Genomic DNA, 21,857 nt, shown 5'->3' with positions numbered 1-21,857 from the left:
GCTTCTTTTTTAGTTTTAAGAATATTTAAGCATCGAGTGTTTTACACAAAGAACAGATTGTACCGTTATGTTTGTGAGAGAACATAATATCTGGACGTTCATAACCTTGCTCACATACGCGGCAGTGATAAACAGTTGCTACAGGAGTACCTTCAGCATCATAACGTGGTTCTTTAATGCCGTCATCGTGTGACTTGATGTAGTATTTTCCTTTGGTTAATAAGCCCATGATTGGTGTTAATACAAAGGCAAGTACAAGTGCGATAAGCGGTGAGTAAGGCGCCAAGAAGCTACCCAGTAATCCGAAGAATGCTGCAATTGATAAGCCTGCTGATACAAGGAACGCAACCATACCGACAGGGTTTACGTTGTATAGCATGTCACGACGATATTCTGGTTCTTTCGGTGAAAGTTTTAACACATATTTATTAATTGAAATATCTGTTGCAACAACCACAACCCAAGCAATCGCAAAGTTTGAATAGAACCCTAAGATTTTACCCAGTACCGCAAACATGTTGCCTTCCATTAAAGCAAGCGCAATTGCCAAGTTCACCATCACAAACACAATACGACCAGGATAATGTTTGCTAATACGTGTGTAGGCACTTGTCCATGCAAGGGAACCAGAGTAAGCATTGGTCACATTAATTTTAATTTGAGAAATAACCACCAAAATCACTGCAAGTGTTAAAGCAGCCCAACCCGGAAGCATGTCATGAAACGCCGCATTAAACTGTTGAACAGGTTCAGTGCTGTTTACGCCCGGTATTTTTGTGAGTAAATAGAAACCTAAAAATGCCCCAATAATTTGTTTAATTGCCCCTAAAATCACCCAACCCGGACCCGCTGAAATAACCGCAGCCCACCATGCTTTGCTATTTTCTTTTGTTTTGGCAGGCATGAAGCGTAGGTAGTCAATTTGCTCACCAATTTGCATAATCAAAGATAGACATATACCAGCACCCAACATGATTGCTGCCATGTCTACAGTTGCGAAACCTTCGTTACCTGTGAAAGTTGCAAACTGGCTGACTAAGGTAGGTTCTTGATAAATCAGATAGGCCACAGGACCAATCATCAGAACCAGCCAAAGCGGGGTAGTCCAGACTTGTAATTTACTTAAGGCTTTCATGCCGTAAATTACCAGCGGTATGACCATAACTGTTGAGATGAGATAACCTGCCCAAAGCGGAATACCTAAACCGAGCAATAACCCTTGCGCCATGATTGAACCTTCAAGGGCAAAGAAAATAAAGGTAAAACTGGCGAAAATGATACTGGTCAGGACTGAACCGATATAACCGAAACCTGCACCGCGGGTAATCAAGTCAAGATCGATGTTATAGCGCGCTGCGTAGTAGGCTAAAGGAATGCCGGTTAAGAAGATAATAATCGCTGCAAATAAAATGGAGAAAACAGCATTGGTTGTTCCGTAAGACATACCAATACTGGCACCAATAGAAAAGTCAGCAAGATAGGCAATACCACCAAGTGCAGTAATAGCGACAACTTTGGGACTCCAGCGCCGAAAGCTGTGTGGAGCATAACGTAAAGTATAATCTTCTAAGGTTTCATTCACTGCTTTTTGTGAATCTGTACCTTGCACAGTGTCCAGATTTGGATGTTCAGATACACTCATAACATCAATCTCCCAATCATTTTCGGTCAATCAACACAAATATTGATCATTGTTTTTTGATGGATTTGAGTGTGTGATTTTTGGGAAAAATTGAAAATACGTTATTTTGCGTATATGTGCGTATTCGAGAAAATCGCCATGATAAATGACTTTTGGCATAAGGATTGCTGGGTTTAATACAGCCCTATCCAAAACATGAGTGTTATGCCAGATTCTTCACGCCCCCAACAAGCGCCACAACGTGTGATCAAAACACGCCGTGAATATAATATTTGGGTGGCAGATGAAAGCATCGAAGATTATGCGCTCCGCTATGCACCTACCTCTGTACGTAAATGGTCACCTTGGACCGTTACCAACACCGCAATTTCGACCGTTAGCTTTTTGGCTATGGAAGCCATTGGGGCAACCATGCTTTGGCAGTATGGCTTTAGCAATGCAGTTTGGGCAGCAATTGTCGTATGTACGATTATATTTTTAACCAGTTGGCCGATTAGTTATTACGCTGCAAAATATAATGTAGATGTTGATCTGCTTACTCGTGGTGCAGGTTTTGGCTACATTGGCTCGACCATTACATCTCTGATTTATGCCAGCTTTACCTTTATTTTGCTTGCGTTTGAAGCCGCAATTATGGCAATGGCACTTGAGCTTGCCTTAGGCATTCCGCAAGTTATTGGTTACTTAATTTCTGCCTTAGTGATTTTGCCTTTAGTGGTCAAAGGCATTGGTTTTATTAATAAAGTTCAGGCGATCACACAACCCATCTGGCTCTTATTGCTGCTATTGCCGTGGTTTTTTGTACTTTGGAAACAGCCACAAATTTTAAGTAGTAGCCTGCATTTTGTTGGTGCGGTTTCAAACTCGACCGATTTTAATCTGTATTACTTTGGTGCGGCGTGCACTCTTATTTTTTCATTTGTGATCCAAATTGGTGAGCAAGCCGACTATTTACGTTTTTTACCCCAACAAGAAAAGAACAGAACTGCATGGCGTTTTGCTGTTTTTTTAGGGGGGCCATCTTGGATTATTTTTGGATTTTTAAAAGTTTTGATGGGCATGCTGCTGATGGTGTTGGCTTTTCAGCTATTTATTCCTGTCTCTGAACTAGACAATCCGACTTATCTGTATTGGGTTGCCTATCAACAATTTATTCCAAACCCTCAGCTAGCGTTAATATTGACTCTAGCGCTAGTTTGCTTGGCGCAAATTAAAATTAATATGACCAATGCCTACGCTGGCTCATTGGCATGGTCCAACTTTTTTGCGCGCTTAACTCATAGCCATCCGGGGCGAATTGTTTGGCTTCTTTTTAACGTGTTTATTGCCATTGTTTTGATGGAAATGGGCATTAGCCATGCGGTTGAACGTATTTTGGGACTATATAGCAATATCGCTTTGGCATGGATTGGCGCTGTTGTTGCCGATTTAATTATCTGTAAGCCTTTAGGTCTAAGCCCGAAAGGAATTGAATTTCGCCGTGCTTATTTATATGACATTAACCCCGTAGGTGTGGGCGCATTACTGATTGCCTCAGTGTTATCGATGCTGAGCTATTTGGGCTTTTTCGGTCTTATGGCGAAAGGCTTGGCGAGTTTTATTGCTTTGGGGAGTGCGGTGTTATGTGTTCCTATTATTGCTTACTTAACCAAAGGCAAATATTACATTGCACGCCAGCCTGAAAAAATTCAGGCGACTTCGGTTGCTAACTGCGTGGTATGTGAACGGGACTATGAGCTTGCTGATATGGCGGGGTGGCCCGCCTATAACGGGACGATTTTCTCTCTATGCTGTTCACTTGAAGCACGCTGTCACGATTTATGTAAACCCGATGCACGTTGGTCAGTACAGCTCAAAAAGGCCATCTGGCACTATTTACCAGAACGTTGGGCTAGCCGTTTAAATAGCAGGGTCAGTTTGTATTTATTATTGACTTTAGGGCTGTCTATTGTTTTGGCAGTGAGTTTAAGTCTGGTTTATATACAAGAAAAAACCTATTTAGAAACCATTAATGCGGCAGCTGTTCCTCAGCTATTTACGCTATTTGTCAAAATTTATACCATTTTATTTCTATTGATGAGTGTTGCTGCTTGGTGGCTCGTATTAAACGATGAAAGCCGTCGTAATGCTGAAATCGAAACACACCAGCAAACAGCATTATTGATTGATGAAATTGCTGCCCATGAAGTCACTTCAAAAGACTTACAAGACGCCAGAATAGCAGCAGAGCGGGCAAATGACGCAAAAAGCCGTTATGTCATTGGCATTAGCCACGAACTACGGACACCTCTAAATAGTATTTTGGGCTATAGCCAATTACTTCAAAAACAAGAACAACTCTCAGAACAAGGCAAAATGGCGCTCGGCGTGATTAGCCGTAGTGGGCAACATCTGACTTCATTGATTGACGGTTTATTAGATTTAGCGCGAATTGAAACAGGCAAAATTTCTTTAAATGTGGTGGATGTGCATTTTCCAAATTTTATAGAACAGATTATTCAAATGTTTCAGCCACAGTTTGAACAGAAGAATTTACAGTTTGTTTATGAAATTGGAGAGAACCTACCGCACTATGTCCGTACCGACAAAAAACGCTTAGAGCAAGTGCTCATCAATTTATTGGGTAATGCTTTAAAATTTACGACGAGCGGTACAATTACTTTAAAAGTTGAGTACCGTTTTCAAACGGCTTATTTTGAAATTAGAGATACAGGCTGTGGTATTGCCGAGGCCGATTTAGAGCGAATCTTTAACCCGTTTGAACGCGGCAGTAATGTGGTTCAAGGTGGGTTTACCGGAACAGGACTCGGATTACCCATTGTAAAATTATTAGTCGATTTACTCGGCGGCCAACTATCTGTGACTAGTCAGCTCAATCAGGGTTCACAATTTAAGATTAAGTTTTATTTACCTTCAAAAGAAGTGGTTCATCCAATTTCTAATATTTATTCCAACCAGATTACAGGCTATCAAGGTGAGCGTAAACGAATTTTGGTTGTCGATAATGAAGCGGTGGACCGAGGCCTAGTCGCTAATTTTCTCAAACCTTTAGGATTTATGATTGAAGAAGCCGAGTCGGGCATTGACTGTTTAAGACGTGTACCTATTTTTCATCCTAACCTGATTTTGATGGATTTAAATATGCCTTTGATGGGTGGGTGGGAAACAGCGCGATTATTACGTCAGAATAATATTACCAATGTGCCGATCTTAATTATTTCGGCCAATGCAGGCGAGCGTGAAGTCAATCCACAAGATGCAGTCTTAAGTGAAGACTTTATGTTAAAACCAATCGACCTGAATTTGTTGCTGAGTAAAATTGGGGACAAATTAGGTTTGATATGGATTGATTCCAAATCAGAGAAATCCATTGAAAATAATGATGTTCAAGCATTGGATGTAAAGGTGTTTAAGCAAGAGCAAGCTACTGTTCATACACCAGTCCAGCAACCAGAAAATAATGATCTGCTTGATTTACAGCAAAGCTTGCAGCAATTAAATGATTTAATTGGACAGGGCTACATTCGTGGAATTCAACAGACTTTAACGCAATGTCGTCAAAATTTTCCGGAGCATAAAGAGTTATGGGAACAGCTGGAACAGGCTATTCAAAAGTTTGATTTAAAACACGCCCAACGATTAATTCAGGATAAGTAATGAGTACGCAACATGTTTCTTTTCAGCAAGCTTCACCAACCGAGCAGGCTGTTATTCTGATTGTAGATGATGTGCCGGAAAATTTAGGCTTGTTACATGAAAGTCTGGATCAGGCAGGTTATCGCGTGCTTGTCACAACCGATGGGTTAAGTGCAATTGAAATTGCCCACCGATGCTTACCAGATATGATTTTACTCGATGGCAATATGCCACATATGGATGGTTTTGAAAGTTGTATTCAGCTTAAAGCGAGCCCAATTACGCAGTTTATTCCCGTCATTTTTATGACAGGTTTGTCTGAGACAGAGCATATAGTGCGTGGTTTTCAGGTCGGCGGGGTGGACTATGTGACCAAGCCTTTGAATATTGAAGAAGTATTAGCAAGGGTAAAAACACATTTGGCACATGCCAAACTATTGCAACAACAGAAACAGGTAATTGATGCAACGGAAACAGCCATTCTTGCGCTAGATGTTCAAGGTAAGATTGTATGGAAAACCCAAAAGGCTAATGATCTACTGAATCAATATTTACCTGAATTAGAGGGCTTTGAAGCAGGCTTAAAAGCTTGGTTTTCAGATTTGGAACATGAAAAAGACCCCAAAAAATTAACAAGCTGTTCTTATTCAACGCCATCTCAGCAATTACAGCTTTTATTGCTTACGCCGTGGCAAACTGAACCAAGTGTGGCAAAAAATTATCTGATACAGATTAAGACTTCTACGCCAGCTTTGGAAATGGCTGATATTTTAAAATATTGCCCGCAGTTGACTCAACGTGAGGCAGAAGTCATGCACTGGTTATTGTTAGGAAAAACCAATAAAGATATTGCAGAAATTTTGGAGCTTAGCCCACGGACAGTGAACAAGCATTTAGAGCATATTTTTGAAAAACTTTGTGTTGAAAACCGAACTGCTGCCGTGGCACACATTAATAGTCTGGTGCAAGAGTTTCACTAATTTAATTGATGATTGTATTTAAAAAGCATACAGACTCACTGCTAAAAATAGTCTATTTTTTTACACTTAAATTTGTTCTTATAGATAAAGATATATAAAGTCATTTTTAAATAAATACGATTTGTAATATGAGGAATTCATTGTGAATATTCAACAAAAAGATGATGCAAAACACGGCAGCTTTAGCTTACTTGATGATGAAACTGTTGCAGGCGAAATGACTTATACATGGGCAGGCGAAGGCATGCTGATTATTGATGCTACAGATGTAAATGAAAGTTATCGGGGACAAGGTGTAGGTCGCCAATTACTTGATGCTTTGGTGGCTTTTGTTCGTGAAAAAGACGTAAAAGTAATTCCGCTTTGCCCATATGCTAAATCGGTTTTTGATAAAGACCCAAGCATTGGTGATGTACTTAGAAAATAAACAATAGATTAAAAATCATTTTATAAAAATCGGGCGTTGGTGTCCGATTTTTTATTGGCTTTATTATTCATCTTTGTTTTAGTGAATATGTTTTAAGCAGTTGTATTCAACTGATTTGAAGGTTTTCGATTGCCAAATCGAATTTATCAAACTTATAGAAAAGCTTATCTAATAAAAATAGTTTTAGACCAATTGGGAAAAAAATAAACTCTTTGCACAAATATTTAATAGCTGACGAAAGCTAAATATTTATAACGTTTTAATATTATTTTTTGGAATTTTCCTTGAACTGGCAGTATATCCATAGTGTGTTGCCGCAATTTTTCTCTGCAACTTTGACCACGCTGAAAATTTCAATTATCAGCATTATTTTGGCAATTCTTGTAGGGTTAATTTGCAGCATTTTAATCACATATCGCGTGCGGGTGCTAAATAGAATTGCCCAGTTCTATATTGAGTTATCTCGAAATACCCCTTTATTAATTCAACTGTTCTTTTTGTATTACGGTTTGCCAAAGCTTGGCATCAAAATCGATGGTTTTGCCTGTGGTGTGATCGGATTGACCTTTTTGGGTGGAAGCTATATGGCCGAAGCATTCCGAGCAGGTTTGCAGTCTGTTGCAAAAGGGCAGATTGACTCTGCAAAAAGTATTGGACTACAACCGATTCAAATTTTTAGATATGTCATTTTCCCTCAAGCACTGGCTATTTCAATTCCGGCAATAGGGGCAAATTGCCTATTTCTAATTAAAGAAAGTTCTGTGGTCAGTGCAATTGCTGTCGTTGAATTGCTTTTTGTCACCAAAGACTTAATTGGCATGGACTATAAAACCACAGAAGCTTTGTTCTTACTCATCATGGCTTATCTGATTATTTTATTGCCCGTGTCTATTTTAACCAGCTATCTGGAGCACAGAAGTCGGAAGGTGAGCCATGGAACTTGATTATCTATTTCAAGCGAGTCACCTCGAACGTTTAATGTGGGGACTTTGGGCAACTGCAAAAATTGCATTTATTTCAGTGTTTTTCTCTGCAATTTTCGGCACAGTTTTCGGCGTCATTATGACCTCTAAAAATATAGTCGTTAAATCGTTGTGCCGTCTGTATTTAGAAGCCATAAGAATCATTCCAATTTTAGTTTTGCTGTTTGTGTTTTATTTCGGCTTTGCAACATGGTTTAACTGGCAGTTTTCAGCAATGTGGGTATGTGTTGTTGTATTTGTTTTGTGGGGTACGGCCGAAATGGGCGATTTGGTTCGTGCAGCCATTACTTCGATTGATCAGCATCAACGCGATTCGGCCTATGCGCTCGGACTAACTCATGTTCAAGCCTTGGCGTATGTCATTTTTCCGCAAAGTCTAAAACGAGTAACACCAGGCGCAATTAACTTATTTACCCGAATGGTGAAAACCAGCTCTTTGGCAGTCCTGATTGGTGTGGTTGAGGTCATTAAAGTTGGCCAGCAAATTATTGAAAATTCGCTGTTAACCGTGCCAAGCGCTTCTCTTTGGATTTATGGCTTTATTTTTATTTTGTATTTTCTGATTTGCTATCCCTTATCGCGTTTGGCGGCACATTTAGAAAAGGTCTGGGAGTAATTATGCCTTTGTTATCGATACAACAATTACAGAAATCATTTGCACAAAGTCATATTTTACAGGGCATTGATCTAGATGTAGAACAAGGAGAGGTGGTTGTTATTTTAGGTCCATCGGGCTGCGGTAAAAGTACCTTATTGCGCTGTATTAACGGCTTAGAACCGATTCAGGGTGGTGAAATCCGTTTAACTGGCTCAGGTGTGCTTGGTAAAGATGTGGACTGGACTAATGCTCGTCAAAAAATTGGCATGGTTTTTCAGAACTATGAGTTATTTGGGCATATGAATGTCATTGACAATATTTTGCTTGGACCCCTCAAAGTACAAAAACGTCATCGTGATGAAGCTGAACAAGTAGCAGATGAGTTGTTAAAGCGAGTGGGGCTATTTGAGCGAAAACTTGATTATCCACGCCAGCTTTCAGGTGGACAAAAACAACGTATCGCTATTGTGCGTTCACTGGTCATGCAACCTAAAGTCATTTTACTTGATGAAATTACCGCTGCGCTTGACCCAGAAATGGTCAGAGAAGTGCTCGATGTCGTACTCAAATTGGCGAATGAAGGAATGACCATGTTGATTGTGACACATGAGATGTCCTTTGCCCGCAAGGTTGCTGACCGCATTATTTTCATGGATAAGGGCAAGATTATTGAACAGGCTTCACCAGAAGAATTTTTTGAACAGCCGAAAACAGAACGAGCGAAAGCCTTTCTAAATATTTTGTCGTACTAAATTTTTATTATTTGAATCATGAGGAAGTGAATGTTTAAACGTAATTCAATAAAAATATTAAGCAGTCTTGCCGTTGCTGGGGTTTTATTAACTGCATGTAGTAAAACGCCATCAACTGAACAGGCAAACAATAGTCAAGAAGACCATTCTTTAGAACAAGTCAAAAAAAATGGGGTTCTACGCGTTGCTGTTTTTGCCGATGATCCGCCGTTTGGTTATGTAGATAGTGCGGGGAATAATCAGGGCTTCGATGTAGCTCTAGCAAAACGGGTGACTAAAGATTTGCTTGGTGATGAAAAGAAAGTTGAGTTTATTGTGACTGAAGCTTCAAATCGGGTGGAGTTTTTAAAATCAAATCGTGCCGATGTGGTGTTCGCGACATTTACAGTAACCCCTGAACGTAAGGAAGTTGTCGATTTTGCCGAGCCTTATTTAAAAGGGGCTTTTGGTATTGTCTCACCTAAAGCCAAGCCGATTACGGACATTGCCCAATTAGAAGGTAAGACCTTAATCGTAAACAAAGGCACAAGTTCAGATACCTACTTTACCAAGCATTATCCGAAAGTGAATTTACTTAAGTTTGAAAGAAACTCGGATGCGTTTAAAGCCTTAACCGACGGTCGTGGTGACGCAATTTCACAAGATAGTACGTATGCTTTGGCATGGGCCGCGAAGAACCCAAGTTATGTGGCGGGTATTCAGTCTATTGGTGATCAAGAGTTTATTGCACCAGCAGTTAAAAAGGGCAATACCCAATTATTGAATTGGCTCAATACTGAAATTAAGCAACTCAGAACAAGTGGTGAAATTAATAAAATTTATGATGAAACCTTGAAACCAATTTACGGTGACTCGGTCAATCCGAATGTGTTTTTAGATGTAGGCCAATAATTTTCGATATCGCTGAGGCAGTGTCTAGAAATAGGCGCTGCTATTTTAAATAAGACTTTTACAAGAACGATAGGGTGAAATAATGACAACATTAACATTTCAAAACGTGAAGCATATTTTAGCTGCGTCTTTACTGAGTTTAGGTTTAGTTGCATGTGACAAAGGAACTCAGTCTACTGAAAAAACGGCAGATACCACACAAACTGTGTCGAGTATTGAACAGATCAAAAAGAATGGCGTGGTACGAATTGGCGTATTTAGTGATAAACCGCCGTTTGGATATTTAGATGCTCAAGGTAAAAATCAGGGCTTTGATGTTGAGATTGCTAAGCATGTTGCGAAAGATCTACTGGGTGATGAAAACAAAGTTGAGTTTGTTTTAACTGAAGCGGCTAACCGTGTTGAATACTTAAAAGCCAATAAAGTGGATATTATTTTTGCAAACTTTACTGTTACACCAGAACGTAAAGAAGTTGTCGATTTTGCTAAGCCTTACCTAAAAGTGGCACTAGGTGTGGTTTCTCCTAAAAGTCATCCGATTACCGATGTTGCTCAACTTAAAGATAAAACTTTGTTGGTGAACAAAGGTACAACGGCTGATTCATTCTTCACCAAGACTCACCCTGAAATTAAGCTACAAAAATATGAGCAAAACACTGAAACTTTTGATGCTTTAAAAGATGGTCGTGGTGCTGCGCTTGCACATGATAACTTGCTGGTTTTAGCTTGGGCTAAAGAAAATCCAAATTACACTGTTGGCATTACCAATTTAGGTGAGCAGGACTTAATTGCACCAGCAGTGAAAAAAGGTGATAAAGAGTTATTGGACTGGTTAAATCAAGATTTAGAGAAACTGGCGAAAGAAGGCGTGATTCATCAAGCTTATGAAAAGACTTTAAAACCAGTCTATGGCGATACGATTAATCCAAAAGATTTATTGGTTGAGTAATTCTAATAAAGAGGACTCTAGATAGGATTTGCTCGAGTTAGGAGCCGACTAGATTTTTAAAGTTGGCTCTGCTGCTAGTTTATCTGCCAAATATTGAATCAATACACTTAATTTAGGCGGGACATGCCGTGTCGGTGGGTAAAGTAACCACAGCCCGCCACTATAATAGGTTTTAAAATACCAGTCTGGTAAAACCTGAACTAAGGTACCTTGTTGTAGAGCATGGCGTGCAACGAAGTACGGCAAGCTCGCAATACCTAAATGCTGTAATGCAGCACTCAAACGCACACCTGTATGATTTGCAGCATAACGACCACGCACGGCAACACTTATCGATTTATTTCCTTGCTGAAATTTCCATTTTGAGTCACTGGCTTGTTCACCTAAGTAAATACATTCATGCTGCTTTAAATCATGAGGGTGGCTCGGTAAGCCATGCTTGGCCAAATACTCAGGCGTAGCACAAACCAAGTGATCAATATCAATGAGTTTTCGACCCATAAGGCCACCCGGTGGTTGCTCTGTAATTCGAAGTGCTAAATCGACGCCTTCATCAATGAGATCTACATAACGATCTTCTAAAAGCATTTGTATATCAATTTTCGGGTAGCGTTCTAAAAATTCGGGTAAATGCGGATGAATCATAAAATGTCCCACAGCTTTGGGAACACTCATGCGAATAATACCTTCGGGTTCGACATGGAATTGGCCCGAACTTTCCATGACTCCTTGCGCAGCATTCACCATATCTAAACAACGTTGATAAACCTGTTGTCCACTTTCACTTAAACGAAGTTTCCGTGTAGTCCGATAGAGTAAGCGGGTGCCTAAAGCACGTTCTAATCGAGCAATCGCACGGCTAACAGCAGAAGGCGTAGTTCCGAGTTGCCTTGCGGTTTCAGAAAAACTTTCTGACTCGACCACCTTAACGAAGGTCGCCATTTCATTTAACAGAACCAGACTTTGATTTGTGCTCATGAGGCAAAAGTTATTTGGATTTTGATTAGATTATCGCGTCTAAAAAATCGCAATACAATCTTTTAGGTGATTTTCAGGAAACTAAATTGTTATGTGGCAGTTGTATGGACATGAGTTTTTAACGCTAGCTCTTATTCACTTTATGGCGGTGATTTTACCGGGACCAGATTTTGTGATTACGGTAAGGCAAAGTGTACGTTATGGCTATCTGATTGGATGTCTAACCGCAATTGGTATTGGTGTCGGGATTTCAGTGCATGTGTTTTATACACTTATTGGTATTGGCTTTTTGATTCAGCAAAGTGAATGGCTCATGTCACTGATCAGAACAGCAGGGGCAGCTTATTTGATTTATTTAGGATGGCAGTGTTTACGTAGCCAGCCGAATACTAATATTGAAATTAATGGCCAAGCAAACGGTGATACGCCAAGTTTATTTAAAGCTTTTACTATGGGTTTTCTTACCAATGCATTAAACCCAAAAGCCACTATCTTTTTTCTGGCAATTTTTACAACGATTGTGAGTACAACTACACCAATGAAAGTTCAGGTCTTTTATGGGGTCTGGATGTGTATGGTCAATGCCATCTGGTTTATGGTGGTGAGTGTACTGTTTGCACAGCCTATCGTACGTAAAAGATTTTTGGAGTTTGGGGTTTATTTTGAGCGGGTGATGGGATTGTTGTTGATTGGGATTGCGTTGAGATTGATTTGGAGTTTGTTTGTTTAAGTTGGTTGTATTTATAAGTGGATGGGGTAGCACGACGGAGTCTTACCGTTTATACGTCATAATAAAGTAGCTAATTCTGTTACTTTTTTTGGAAAAAGTAACCAAAAAACTTTGTCATCTACAGAACCTGTTCACTGTTTTCATCTATCAGGAAATGTTGCAAAAACATTATTTTTATAAATTATGGGCAGGCTGTAGATGACTCTTAGCACGAGCCGAAGGCTAATTCAGAAATCGAATTTAAAATAACAAGACTCCGCAGTGATAACTACTTTGAGTTGTCCGAACTATTGATGACTCTTAATTTGAGCTAAAATCATCTGCAACCTGCGTGGTATTAAATAGTTTATGTTTCTGCGATATATCGATTAGATATAAGAAGAGGACAGGTTTTGCAGATGAAAATGCTTTTGCTTACTTTGGGCGAAACCAAAGTAAGTCTAGCCGAAGGCTAATTCAGAAATCGAATTTAAATAATAAGACTCCACTGTAATAGCTACTTTGACTTGTTACTTCATATGTAACTTTTGAGCTCAAGTAGTTTTAATAAATAATCCATAAAAAAGACCGCTCAAAAGCAGTCTTTTCTAGTCTAAAAATAGATTTAGTTGCTACGCCTATTACGCGTCAGTTGATGTAACACCGAAACCAATAAATCAATTTCTTCAGTTGTGTTATAAAAAGCTAAAGACGGACGCACGGTTTGTTCCACACCAAAACGGCGTAAAATTGGCTGTGCACAATGGTGCCCGGAACGTACGGCAATGCCATGTTGATTTAAAGCTTTACCGACTTGTTCAGTTGAATAACCTTGTAAGGTAAAGGACATAACACTGGCTTTGTGGTGTGCTGTTCCGATCAGACGTAAACCTGACACCCTACTCAGCACATTTTGACCATATTCGAGTAGATCATGTTCATAGCGAGCAATGTTATGAATACCTAGACTTTCAACATATTCAAGTGCAGCACCTAACCCGACAGCATCGGCAATGTTCCCAGTTCCAGCTTCAAACTTGTTGGGTGCAGGTTGGTAAACTACCTGTTCGAAGGTCACATCCTGAATCATGTTACCGCCGCCTTCCCAAACAGGCATGCTTTCAAGTAGTTCTGGTTTTGCATAGACCACACCAATACCCGTTGGCCCAAACACTTTATGTCCAGAAAATACAAAAAAGTCTGCATCAAGAGCTTGTACATTAGTAGGGATGTGCGAAACAGATTGCGCGCCGTCAACTAAAACACGTACACCTTTGGCATGCGCAATTTTAATGACTTCAGCAACAGGTGTGACTGTTCCTAAAGCATTCGAAACTTGAGTAATAGACAGCAGTTTAGTGCGTTCATTAATCAGTTTTGGCAACTCTTTTAAAATAATTTGACCCGTGTCATCAACAGGAATAACCCGTAACTTTGCCCCTGCTTTTTTAGTGAGTTGATACCAAGGTACAATATTGGCATGGTGTTCTAAATGAGAAACAATAATTTCATCACCTTCGCTAATATTTTGCTCACCCCATGTTTTTGCAATCAGGTTAATGCCTTCGGTTGTTCCTCGAACAAAGATAATTTCTTTAGAAGAGGGTGCAGCAATAAATCGGGCAACTACATTTCTTGCATGCTCATAGGCATCAGTTGCACGAGCCGCTAACTCATGTGCAGCACGGTGAATATTTGAGTTTTCATGCTGATAAAAATAAGCAATCCGGTCAATCACGCGCTGCGGTTTTTGTGTGGTCGCAGCATTATCCAACCAAACTAGAGGGCGACCATTGACGCGTTCCTGTAAAATTGGGAAATCGCGACGTATGGCATGTACATCGAGTGGTTGAGCACTGCTTGCTACAAAAGTGGGTTGCGATGGTTGATAGTGACTATAACTTTGTCCACTTTGAGGCAAGTCTAAAAAATAAAATGCAGAGCTTGCCGAACTTTGGGGAGGCGTGTTCGTTGCAAAACGATCTTCCGTCAGCAATGTTTTCAGCTGGTCACCATGTGGCAATTGAAAAGACTGTGCAACTGAATAATTATCTTCAACACCTTTAACAGACGGTTCTGCTGTATTGGGAGCAGAAAAATCATTTAAAAAATAATAAGGTGATTCACCTGCACCCGTTGGTAAGCTTGGTTCAATGCGTGGCACGTTGGGTTCACTATGAGCAGCTTGTGGTAAATGTGGTTCAAATGGTGGGCGTGGCAAATTAGCTCCACCAACCACAGGCGCAGACGCTACAATTCGACGTTCAGGGTAGTCTGGCAAATTTGGAATATGCTCAGGATATTCCGGATTGAGACTTTTCTGAAAGGCGATATTGGGCGCACGACCACTGAGAGCAGAGAATGGTTCACCCGGTTGTGGAGGGGGCGGTGGCGCTCCGACAGGTAAGTCCAAGTTAAGGCCCGATGAAGAAGTCGAACTGCTTGAGCTTGGTAATGCTGAAAAAAACTCATTAGCAAGTCGAGCAATGGTGGACTCATCAGGGAAGTTGGCTGGTGGGTTAACACCAGTCACTTCAGGCCCCGTTGGACTACCTTGCAGATTACTTGTAGTTAACTGGGTAGTCATGATATTTGTCCACCTCCACATCATCTAATACTGCCAACGCATCATCAGTGAGTACTGCAAGTGAGCAATATAACGAGATTAGATACGACGCAATCGCGTTACGGTTAATTCCCATAAAGCGTACTGAAAGCCCCGGTGACTGTTCACCCGCAAGACCCGGTTGGAACAAACCAACAATCCCTTGACGCTTTTCACCTACACGAAGCAGCAAGATTTTAGTTTTGCCATCTTCTACAGGAATTTTATTTGATGGAATGAGTGGAATACCGCGCCATGTAATGAATTGCGAACCGAACAGACTAACCGTTGGAGGCGGTACACCACGGCGTGTACATTCACGTCCAAATGCTGCAATCGCATCAGGGTGTGCTAGGAAAAATCCCGGTTCTTTCCAGACTTTACGTAGCAAATCATCAAGATCATCTGGAGTAGGTGGGCCATTTAAGGTCGAAATACGTTGGTCATCTGTCACACTTGCCAGTAAACCATATTCAGGGTTATTGATGAGCTCACTTTCTTGACGTTCTTTAATGGTTTCAATGGTTAAGCGAAGCTGTTCTTTAATTTGGTCGTGTGGGCTGCTGTAAAGGTCGGCTACACGTGTATGCACATCTAAAACTGTAGATACACCATTTAAAAAGTATTCACGCGGTTCTGGATCATAATCGACAAAAGTTTGCGGTAAAGTTGCTTCATCACGTTGTGTACAAGCCACCTGAATATCATCGGTATTATTGACACGGTTTAGGCGATAGATACCTGCTTCAACAGGAAGCCATTGCAGTAAATGAGTCAGCCATCGGGGAGTAATTGTAGAAAGTTGGGGAGCTGTCTTGGTTGCATTGGCCAGTTGGCGAGCTGCGTGGTCCCCAAGTGCAAGTTGGGCTTTATCTGTATTTTTCGCCATGAATCATTTTTCCTTATTACATTGGCTTTTTGAAAATAAAAATTCTAGGATGCATATAAACTAGAATTAGTTCTGGTTTTAAAATTAAAATCGCGTTATAAATTTTTTAAATACTGAGCTTATTAATGAGTTATCTATTTTCTAAATAAAAATATATTTAAACTAGAAATAAGCATTTTATTAATCTGCACGTTCTTTGTTTATTTATCTCCTTATCTATTTATTTCACATCTATAGTTTTTAACCGGCAATATGATTTTTTTGATAAGACTCATTCGGTGACTGTAAAATCTGGCTACCTGCGGCCACACTATGGGTTAGCCAAACATTCCCCCCAATAATTGACCCTCGACCAATGGTAATACGGCCTAAAATAGTGGCACCTGCATAAATCACGACATCATCTTCAACAATCGGATGGCGTATATAATCTTTTTTCAAACCACCATCATCATTGGTTTCAAAGCGTTTTGCTCCAAGGGTCACGGCCTGATAAATACGAACGCGTTCTCCAATCACACAAGTCTCACCAATCACCACACCCGTACCATGATCAATGAAAAATCCTTTGCCGATTTGCGCACCCGGATGAATATCAATGCCTGTTGTAGAGTGGGCCAACTCGGAAATAATGCGCGACAATAAAGGCACTTGGGCATACAGTTGATGCGCAATTCGGTGATAAATAATCGCAAATATGCCCGGATAGCAAAGTAATACTTCATCCACACTATGTGCCGCCGGATCGCCTTCATAAGCAGCACGCACATCGCCGTCTAAAAGGCGCCGTATAGAGGGCAAAGTGTTGGCAAAATCCTGCACAATAGTTTGAGCAAGTTCTTGTGGCTGCTGCACTGGGCTTGAATGACTCAAATGTCGTTTCGCTTCATAATTTAAAGCCAGTTGTACTTGAGCATGTAAAGCTGTTAGTACCCGATTTAAGGTATAGGCAATATAAGAATCTTCAGTTTCCTGACGTAAGTCGGCAGGGCCTAAACGCATTGGAAATAAAATCCCGCACAGGTCATCTAAAATGGCCTTTAAAGCTTCTTTAGATGGAAGTTCACGACCCCCAAATTCTTTGGTTCTATGCTGCTGCTGACGCCAGTCATGCCTTGCTTGTTGTAAACCTTGTACAACCGCATTAATGTTCCATTGAGTCACAAGCTTTCCTTGATTCACTGAAAATTGATTGAAGTATTAGTCTTGTTGCCAAGGAAGTTGGTGGATGCGCCAGCCATTTTTCTGATTACGCTGTTGCTGATCATTTAGATCACCTTCGAAGCCTTCAAGAACGTTATAAATGTGCTCAAAACCAGCATTAAATGCGGCTTCGGCAGCTTGTGCTGAACGGTTGCCACTACGGCATAACAAAAGAATGGTTTTATCTTTACCAACTTTTGATTCAAGTTCTTTTAAAAAGCGTGGATTACGATTAAATGACGTGCCTGTTGCCCATGCAACATGGATACTTTCAGGGACATAACCCACAAATTTGCGTTCTTCATTGGTACGCACATCAACTAAAACAGCTTCTCCTTGTTGTACGAGTTGCCATGCGTCAACAGGTGATAAACTGCCATTAAAATTTAGTTCGTGTTCTTGTGCATATTGCTGTGCTTTAGCAAGAATATCTTCGGCCGAAAAGGATGTATTTGAACCATTTGAGATAAAACTTTGTGGAGTTTCAGTATTTAATTTAGCGTTCATTGAATATATCCTTATCTTTGATTCAGATTGTTAAGGTTCAATTTACGCGTTTTTAAATATAAGCAAAAATAAGGAATATCTATTTATATATATTATTTTGATAAATAAGAATGAGGGATATTTTTATAAAAATAGTATTAGTTAATCTTATAAACTTATTAAAATAAAATAGATTTAAGAAATTTTAATAGTTAGTAAAAAACCGTGTGAATTAAAATAATCCACACGGTTTTAAAAATTAAGCAAATCCACCATTTACTCGAATGACTTGTGAATTTACCCAACGTCCATCTGGACTAGCCAGCATGGCAACTACGCCAGCAATTTCGTCAGGTGTCCCGATTCTTTCCAATGGAGCAAGTTTTGCAATAGCTTCCACTTGCTCGTCAGTTTTCCTATTATAAAAAAGGTCAGTACCTGTCGGGCCGGGCGCAACGGCATTTACAGTAATATTCCGTCCGCGTAACTCATTTGCTAACACATGTACCAAACCTTCGACACCTGCTTTTGAAGCAAGATAAGGACCATATGCCGGAAAAGATTTGGCAATTACACTGGTTGAAAGCGCAATAATCCGACTACCATCTGGCACTGTTTCGGCCGCATGCGCCAATATTAAAAACGAGCCACGTAAATTAGTATGAATCACTTTATCGAAATCTGGCAGGCTTTCAGGTGTAATTTTTGCCATAGGCATAATACCGGCACTATGAACCACAACGTCTAATTGACCATTAATGGCCTTTGCCTCTTGAAATAAACGGCTCACCTCATGTTCATTTGCAACGTCCGCTTTAATAGCTGAGGCTTGACCACCTTGCTCAATAATATGATCTACAGTTGCTTGGGCATGAACCTTATTGCCAGCATAGTTAACAATGACATAAAAGCCATCTTGTGCTAAGCGTTCAGCAATAGCACGACCAATACCACGTGATGCGCCAGTAACCAGAGCTGTTTTTCTTGAAATATTCATTTTTAGATTGCCTGTTTGAGTAAGTATGGCTTATTTTAATAATATAGAAATATGGGATAAATCATCAGAATTGGATAAGATAATTCCATATAAATTAATAATTGGCAGAGTTAAAAGCGAGCACTATGGATAAATTTGATACCTTGCAACTTTTTACCCGCATCGTAGAGCTAGGTAGCTTTAGTCAGGCAGCCGATCAGCTAAATATCCCACGTGCTACTGCAAGTAATGCCATTAAGGAGTTAGAGAGTAATTTACAGTGCCGTTTGCTAGAACGGACGACTCGGCATGTAAGACCATCACTAGATGGACAGGCATTTTATGAACGCTGCACACAAATATTATCGGAACTTGATGATGCAGAATCATCTTTACGCAATGTAATTGCTCAGCCCCGTGGTTTATTACGAGTCGATTTATCAGGCGCACATGCGACTAAAATTGTTTTACCCAATATCGATCAATTTCACGAGTTGTACCCCGACATTGAACTAGTAATCAGTACGGGGGATCGCTTGGTTGATCTGATTAGGGAAGGGATAGACTGTGTGGTGAGAGCGGGGCGTTTGGATGATTCCACTTTAATTGCTAGACATTTGGTGGATATGCCACAAGTGATTTGTGCAAGTCCTGACTATTTAAATAAACATGGAATGCCACAGCAACCAGAGGATTTGTTATCACATTATTGTGTTAATTTCTTTTCGACATCAGGTGGACGGAATTATCCATTTGAATTGATGGTGAACGGTAAAAAACAAGATTATTTTTTAAAAAGCTGGATCGCGGTAAATGACGCTGAAAACTATGTATTATCTGCTTTACGTGGGGCAGGTTTAATTCAGGTCCCGCGCTACCATGTGGCAAATGAGTTAAAAGACGGGCGACTGGTTGACGTTTTATCTGAGTGGGAAATCCCGAAGATGTCAGTTTCTGCTTTATATCCGCAGCATCGGCAGCTCTCGCCACGCGTACGAGTTTTTGTTGCTTGGCTGAGTGAGTTATATACGGGGTATTTTTCAAAATAACCATAGCGTATAACGTATAGGTAGAATGCTCTCTAGCACATATAAAATTCTGGTGAATATGTGATTGAATTACCTAATGCAAATGATTGGATCGTCAGAAATTCTGACCCTAACAGTCTCGAACGAATTGAAGCCTTTTTTACCGATCATGCTTATGAGTCGCATCGCCACGATACTTTTGCAATTGGTCGAACATTAACAGGTGTTCAAAGCTTTCATTATCGTGGAGAGATGAAACATAGCTTGCCAGGTATGACGATGGTTTTGCATCCTGATGAAAAACATGATGGCGAGTCAGGTAGTCGAGACGGTTTTAGATATCGGATGGGGTACGTAGAACCTGCAACACTACAGAAAATTATGAAGGGTAAACCTTTACCATTTTTTGAAAATGGCTTGAGTCAGGATCCCCGTTTATTTAAAGCAACTGATGTTTTATTACAGGGGATGGACCAGTATATTGATCCGTTAGAAAAACAAGATGCTTTATATGATCTGGCAACCACACTTTACGAAATTTCTGGTAATAATCAGCGTACCTCACATGCTTATGACTATGTTGCAGCGGAGCGAGCTAGAGAATTTATACATGCCTCTTTATATGAAAATATCTCTTTAGATGATATTGAAAAAAATGTGGGACGAGACCGCTGGAGTCTTTCACGCGATTTTCGACTACTGTTTGGTACAAGTCCACATCGATATATGACTATGCGTAGGCTGGAAGTTGTGAAGTCCTGTTTGATGTATGGAGAGTCCTTAACTCAAGCTTCATTGATTGCAGGATTTTTTGATCAAAGCCACATGACACGTCATTTTTTAAAAGCATTTGGATTGACTCCAGCCAGATGGCGGATGATCAATAAGCTCTCTTCATAAACAAAAGCTAGCCTGTTTAGGCTGACATAGACTTTATCTTAAATTAGATGCATACCTTTCAAAAAATCATAAAGCATAAATATGCCGGAAATGATTAGCATCAATCCCATGGCTCGGTTTATACGATTAAACCAGATTTTATTTTTAATTTTTTTACCTAACACAGCACCTGCCCAAGAGTAAAGGCAGGGCGCGCCAGCTGCACCCAGTGAAATGAGCAATGATACGAAGAATATTTGAACGCCAATGATATGTGCAGTAGGGTACATAATGGTTGTAACAGGCAAAATGACTAAAATCCCTTTGGGGTTTAAAGCTTGTATCCAAAAACCATTCCAGAACGAAAGCACCTGAACTTCAGTGGCCTCATTATTCAGATCGATATCTGACTTTAACATTTGATATGAAAGGTAAAACGTATAACATGCACCAAATAAAGCAATATAGTGCAAGGCATTTTGTGGAATGATCGCGGCGCCGATATATCCAAAAATCATGAATAACATCAGCATTGCACAACCGACACCCATAAAAAAATAAATTGTTCTTTTGAATTGTCCGGTAAGCCCAGCGTTTAGCCCCATAAAATTTACTGGACCGGGGCTATACATCACACTCAAGGTATAAAAAAAGATTTCCATAACGTATCTACTGAAACAAAAAACAACCCAGCATAGTGACTCGCAAATTTATGGTCTTGTACGTTTGTGATGGCTCCTGCACAAACGTACAAGACGAGAAAAATCTGAGTGAGTCATGATGAGCGGTCTAAAATAAACGATTCAGGAAAGAGATTTATGTTTGACACAAAAATTGCGCTGATTGTCCGTAATGATCTTGCGACGTGGCAGAGATTAAATGTGGTGGCTTTTTTGGCAACGGGGATTGCCTCTGCTGTACCTGAAATGCTGGGGAAACCTTATATCGATTCAAATGGCTATGAGTATGGCAACATGCTAGGGCAACCGATGTTGGTATTTGAGGGGGATTTATCTGGTCTACAAAAAGCGCATAGGAAAGCAATTGAGCAAGATTTAACGATAATTCCCTATGTACATGCTATGTTTTCTACAGGCAATGATGAGGATAATCGAGCTGTATTTTTGGCCGAAGATGCGAATCAATTAAATTTGGTTGGGCTAGCATTAAGAGGACCTAAAAAGGCAGTTGATAAGGCAATTAAAGGACTTTCTTTGCATCAATAAGATTTTTATTGGAAGAATGA

General features: G+C 40.1%; 21 protein-coding genes and 1 pseudogene. 13 read left to right on the top strand and 9 right to left on the bottom strand.

The window, feature by feature from the left end:
• Positions 1-25 precede the first annotated feature (25 nt).
• A complete protein-coding gene (locus tag J655_RS07600) occupies positions 26-1,642 on the bottom strand; it encodes a purine-cytosine permease family protein (RefSeq protein WP_002114289.1) in 1,617 nt (538 codons plus the stop codon).
• 195 nt (positions 1,643-1,837) lie between these two features.
• On the opposite strand from J655_RS07600, the gene J655_RS07595 reads away from it, so the two are divergent.
• From J655_RS07595 to J655_RS07585, 3 genes are all read left to right on the top strand, one after another.
• The gene (locus tag J655_RS07595) at positions 1,838-5,299 is read left to right on the top strand and encodes an ATP-binding protein (RefSeq protein WP_032052220.1); all 3,462 of its coding nucleotides are present in this window, start codon (positions 1,838-1,840) and stop codon (positions 5,297-5,299) included.
• Positions 5,299-6,258 carry a response regulator transcription factor gene (locus J655_RS07590; RefSeq protein WP_032052219.1) on the top strand — a complete coding sequence of 320 codons (960 nt, stop codon included), beginning with the start codon at positions 5,299-5,301 and terminating at the stop codon, positions 6,256-6,258. The genes J655_RS07595 and J655_RS07590 overlap by 1 nt, the downstream gene beginning before the upstream one ends.
• Positions 6,259-6,400: 142 nt before the next feature.
• The gene (locus J655_RS07585; protein WP_032052218.1) at positions 6,401-6,685 is read left to right on the top strand and encodes a GNAT family N-acetyltransferase; all 285 of its coding nucleotides are present in this window, start codon (positions 6,401-6,403) and stop codon (positions 6,683-6,685) included.
• A 106-nt stretch (positions 6,686-6,791) separates the two neighbouring features.
• Here the strand turns inward: J655_RS07585 and J655_RS24360 are convergent, their stop codons facing one another.
• Positions 6,792-6,905: a hypothetical protein gene (locus tag J655_RS24360; RefSeq protein ID WP_079381051.1), complete on the bottom strand. Its 114-nt coding sequence runs from the start codon at positions 6,903-6,905 to the stop codon at positions 6,792-6,794.
• Between the two features lie 64 nt (positions 6,906-6,969).
• On the opposite strand from J655_RS24360, the gene J655_RS07580 reads away from it, so the two are divergent.
• The 5 genes from J655_RS07580 (at position 6,970) to J655_RS07560 (ending at position 10,858) form a co-directional block, all read left to right on the top strand.
• On the top strand, positions 6,970-7,629 hold the full coding sequence (locus tag J655_RS07580; RefSeq protein WP_013198201.1) for an amino acid ABC transporter permease: 660 nt from the start codon (positions 6,970-6,972) through the stop codon (positions 7,627-7,629).
• On the top strand, positions 7,619-8,284 hold the full coding sequence (locus J655_RS07575; protein WP_032034657.1) for an amino acid ABC transporter permease: 666 nt from the start codon (positions 7,619-7,621) through the stop codon (positions 8,282-8,284). The genes J655_RS07580 and J655_RS07575 overlap by 11 nt, the downstream gene beginning before the upstream one ends.
• A 2-nt stretch (positions 8,285-8,286) precedes the next feature.
• Positions 8,287-9,018 carry an amino acid ABC transporter ATP-binding protein gene (locus J655_RS07570; protein ID WP_001130360.1) on the top strand — a complete coding sequence of 244 codons (732 nt, stop codon included), beginning with the start codon at positions 8,287-8,289 and terminating at the stop codon, positions 9,016-9,018.
• A gap of 30 nt (positions 9,019-9,048) precedes the next feature.
• A complete protein-coding gene (locus J655_RS07565) occupies positions 9,049-9,909 on the top strand; it encodes a transporter substrate-binding domain-containing protein (RefSeq protein ID WP_032034658.1) in 861 nt (286 codons plus the stop codon).
• Between the two features lie 82 nt (positions 9,910-9,991).
• Positions 9,992-10,858 (top strand): cysteine ABC transporter substrate-binding protein, encoded by an 867-nt coding sequence (locus J655_RS07560; protein WP_000209985.1) that lies wholly within the window; start codon positions 9,992-9,994, stop codon positions 10,856-10,858.
• Between the two features lie 48 nt (positions 10,859-10,906).
• On the opposite strand, the gene J655_RS07555 is transcribed toward J655_RS07560, so the two are convergent.
• Positions 10,907-11,836: a LysR family transcriptional regulator gene (locus tag J655_RS07555; RefSeq protein ID WP_032006765.1), complete on the bottom strand. Its 930-nt coding sequence runs from the start codon at positions 11,834-11,836 to the stop codon at positions 10,907-10,909.
• A 91-nt stretch (positions 11,837-11,927) separates the two neighbouring features.
• On the opposite strand from J655_RS07555, the gene J655_RS07550 reads away from it, so the two are divergent.
• Positions 11,928-12,566: a LysE family translocator gene (locus J655_RS07550; RefSeq protein WP_032006763.1), complete on the top strand. Its 639-nt coding sequence runs from the start codon at positions 11,928-11,930 to the stop codon at positions 12,564-12,566.
• Positions 12,567-12,654: 88 nt separating this feature from the next.
• Positions 12,655-12,775 (top strand): annotated as a pseudogene (locus J655_RS25485) (hypothetical protein).
• Positions 12,776-13,170: 395 nt separating this feature from the next.
• Here J655_RS25485 and J655_RS07545 read toward each other — a convergent pair.
• From J655_RS07545 to J655_RS07525, 5 genes are all read right to left on the bottom strand, one after another.
• Positions 13,171-15,132, bottom strand: coding sequence for a family 2A encapsulin nanocompartment cargo protein cysteine desulfurase (locus tag J655_RS07545; RefSeq protein ID WP_032052217.1), 1,962 nt, complete (start codon positions 15,130-15,132; stop codon positions 13,171-13,173).
• On the bottom strand, positions 15,107-16,039 hold the full coding sequence (locus J655_RS07540; RefSeq protein WP_001107602.1) for a family 2A encapsulin nanocompartment shell protein: 933 nt from the start codon (positions 16,037-16,039) through the stop codon (positions 15,107-15,109). Before J655_RS07540 ends, J655_RS07545 begins: the two co-directional genes overlap by 26 nt.
• 240 nt (positions 16,040-16,279) lie before the next feature.
• Positions 16,280-17,221: a serine O-acetyltransferase EpsC gene (gene epsC, locus J655_RS07535; protein ID WP_080973447.1), complete on the bottom strand. Its 942-nt coding sequence runs from the start codon at positions 17,219-17,221 to the stop codon at positions 16,280-16,282.
• An 18-nt stretch (positions 17,222-17,239) separates the two neighbouring features.
• Entirely contained in the window at positions 17,240-17,749 is a 510-nt protein-coding gene (locus J655_RS07530) for a rhodanese-like domain-containing protein (protein ID WP_017481583.1), read from the bottom strand.
• Between the two features lie 238 nt (positions 17,750-17,987).
• Positions 17,988-18,725 carry an SDR family oxidoreductase gene (locus J655_RS07525; protein ID WP_017481584.1) on the bottom strand — a complete coding sequence of 246 codons (738 nt, stop codon included), beginning with the start codon at positions 18,723-18,725 and terminating at the stop codon, positions 17,988-17,990.
• Positions 18,726-18,850: 125 nt separating this feature from the next.
• On the opposite strand from J655_RS07525, the gene J655_RS07520 reads away from it, so the two are divergent.
• Positions 18,851-19,753, top strand: a complete 903-nt coding sequence (locus tag J655_RS07520; protein WP_017481585.1) for a LysR family transcriptional regulator — start codon at positions 18,851-18,853, stop codon at positions 19,751-19,753.
• A gap of 60 nt (positions 19,754-19,813) precedes the next feature.
• Complete coding sequence (locus J655_RS07515; protein WP_032006755.1) at positions 19,814-20,632, top strand: AraC family transcriptional regulator; 819 nt, start codon at positions 19,814-19,816, stop codon at positions 20,630-20,632.
• A 38-nt stretch (positions 20,633-20,670) separates the two neighbouring features.
• Here the strand turns inward: J655_RS07515 and J655_RS07510 are convergent, their stop codons facing one another.
• The gene (locus tag J655_RS07510; RefSeq protein WP_031945056.1) at positions 20,671-21,273 is read right to left on the bottom strand and encodes a LysE family translocator; all 603 of its coding nucleotides are present in this window, start codon (positions 21,271-21,273) and stop codon (positions 20,671-20,673) included.
• A gap of 156 nt (positions 21,274-21,429) precedes the next feature.
• On the opposite strand from J655_RS07510, the gene J655_RS07505 reads away from it, so the two are divergent.
• On the top strand, positions 21,430-21,837 hold the full coding sequence (locus J655_RS07505) for a DUF2000 domain-containing protein (RefSeq protein WP_017481588.1): 408 nt from the start codon (positions 21,430-21,432) through the stop codon (positions 21,835-21,837).
• Positions 21,838-21,857: the final 20 nt, after the last annotated feature.

Source organism: Acinetobacter sp. 1294243 (assembly GCF_000588015.1).
GTDB lineage: Bacteria > Pseudomonadota > Gammaproteobacteria > Pseudomonadales > Moraxellaceae > Acinetobacter > Acinetobacter pittii.
This window is presented reverse-complemented; position numbering and strand designations above follow the sequence as displayed.

Excerpts from the sequence above, each read along its gene's own strand:
- J655_RS07525 (WP_017481584.1), bottom strand. The coding sequence starts at position 18,725 with ATGAATATTTCAAGAAAAACAGCTCTGGTTACTGGCGCATCACGTGGT.
- J655_RS07530 (WP_017481583.1), bottom strand. The coding sequence starts at position 17,749 with ATGAACGCTAAATTAAATACTGAAACTCCACAAAGTTTTATCTCAAAT.
- J655_RS07505 (WP_017481588.1), top strand. The coding sequence starts at position 21,430 with ATGTTTGACACAAAAATTGCGCTGATTGTCCGTAATGATCTTGCGACG.
- J655_RS07560 (WP_000209985.1), top strand. The coding sequence starts at position 9,992 with ATGACAACATTAACATTTCAAAACGTGAAGCATATTTTAGCTGCGTCT.
- J655_RS07575 (WP_032034657.1), top strand. The coding sequence starts at position 7,619 with ATGGAACTTGATTATCTATTTCAAGCGAGTCACCTCGAACGTTTAATG.
- J655_RS07595 (WP_032052220.1), top strand. The coding sequence starts at position 1,838 with ATGAGTGTTATGCCAGATTCTTCACGCCCCCAACAAGCGCCACAACGT.
- J655_RS07590 (WP_032052219.1), top strand. The coding sequence starts at position 5,299 with ATGAGTACGCAACATGTTTCTTTTCAGCAAGCTTCACCAACCGAGCAG.
- J655_RS07570 (WP_001130360.1), top strand. The coding sequence starts at position 8,287 with ATGCCTTTGTTATCGATACAACAATTACAGAAATCATTTGCACAAAGT.
- J655_RS07565 (WP_032034658.1), top strand. The coding sequence starts at position 9,049 with ATGTTTAAACGTAATTCAATAAAAATATTAAGCAGTCTTGCCGTTGCT.
- J655_RS07545 (WP_032052217.1), bottom strand. The coding sequence starts at position 15,132 with ATGACTACCCAGTTAACTACAAGTAATCTGCAAGGTAGTCCAACGGGG.
- J655_RS07510 (WP_031945056.1), bottom strand. The coding sequence starts at position 21,273 with ATGGAAATCTTTTTTTATACCTTGAGTGTGATGTATAGCCCCGGTCCA.
- J655_RS07550 (WP_032006763.1), top strand. The coding sequence starts at position 11,928 with ATGTGGCAGTTGTATGGACATGAGTTTTTAACGCTAGCTCTTATTCAC.
- J655_RS07540 (WP_001107602.1), bottom strand. The coding sequence starts at position 16,039 with ATGGCGAAAAATACAGATAAAGCCCAACTTGCACTTGGGGACCACGCA.
- J655_RS07600 (WP_002114289.1), bottom strand. The coding sequence starts at position 1,642 with ATGAGTGTATCTGAACATCCAAATCTGGACACTGTGCAAGGTACAGAT.
- J655_RS07520 (WP_017481585.1), top strand. The coding sequence starts at position 18,851 with ATGGATAAATTTGATACCTTGCAACTTTTTACCCGCATCGTAGAGCTA.
- J655_RS07555 (WP_032006765.1), bottom strand. The coding sequence starts at position 11,836 with ATGAGCACAAATCAAAGTCTGGTTCTGTTAAATGAAATGGCGACCTTC.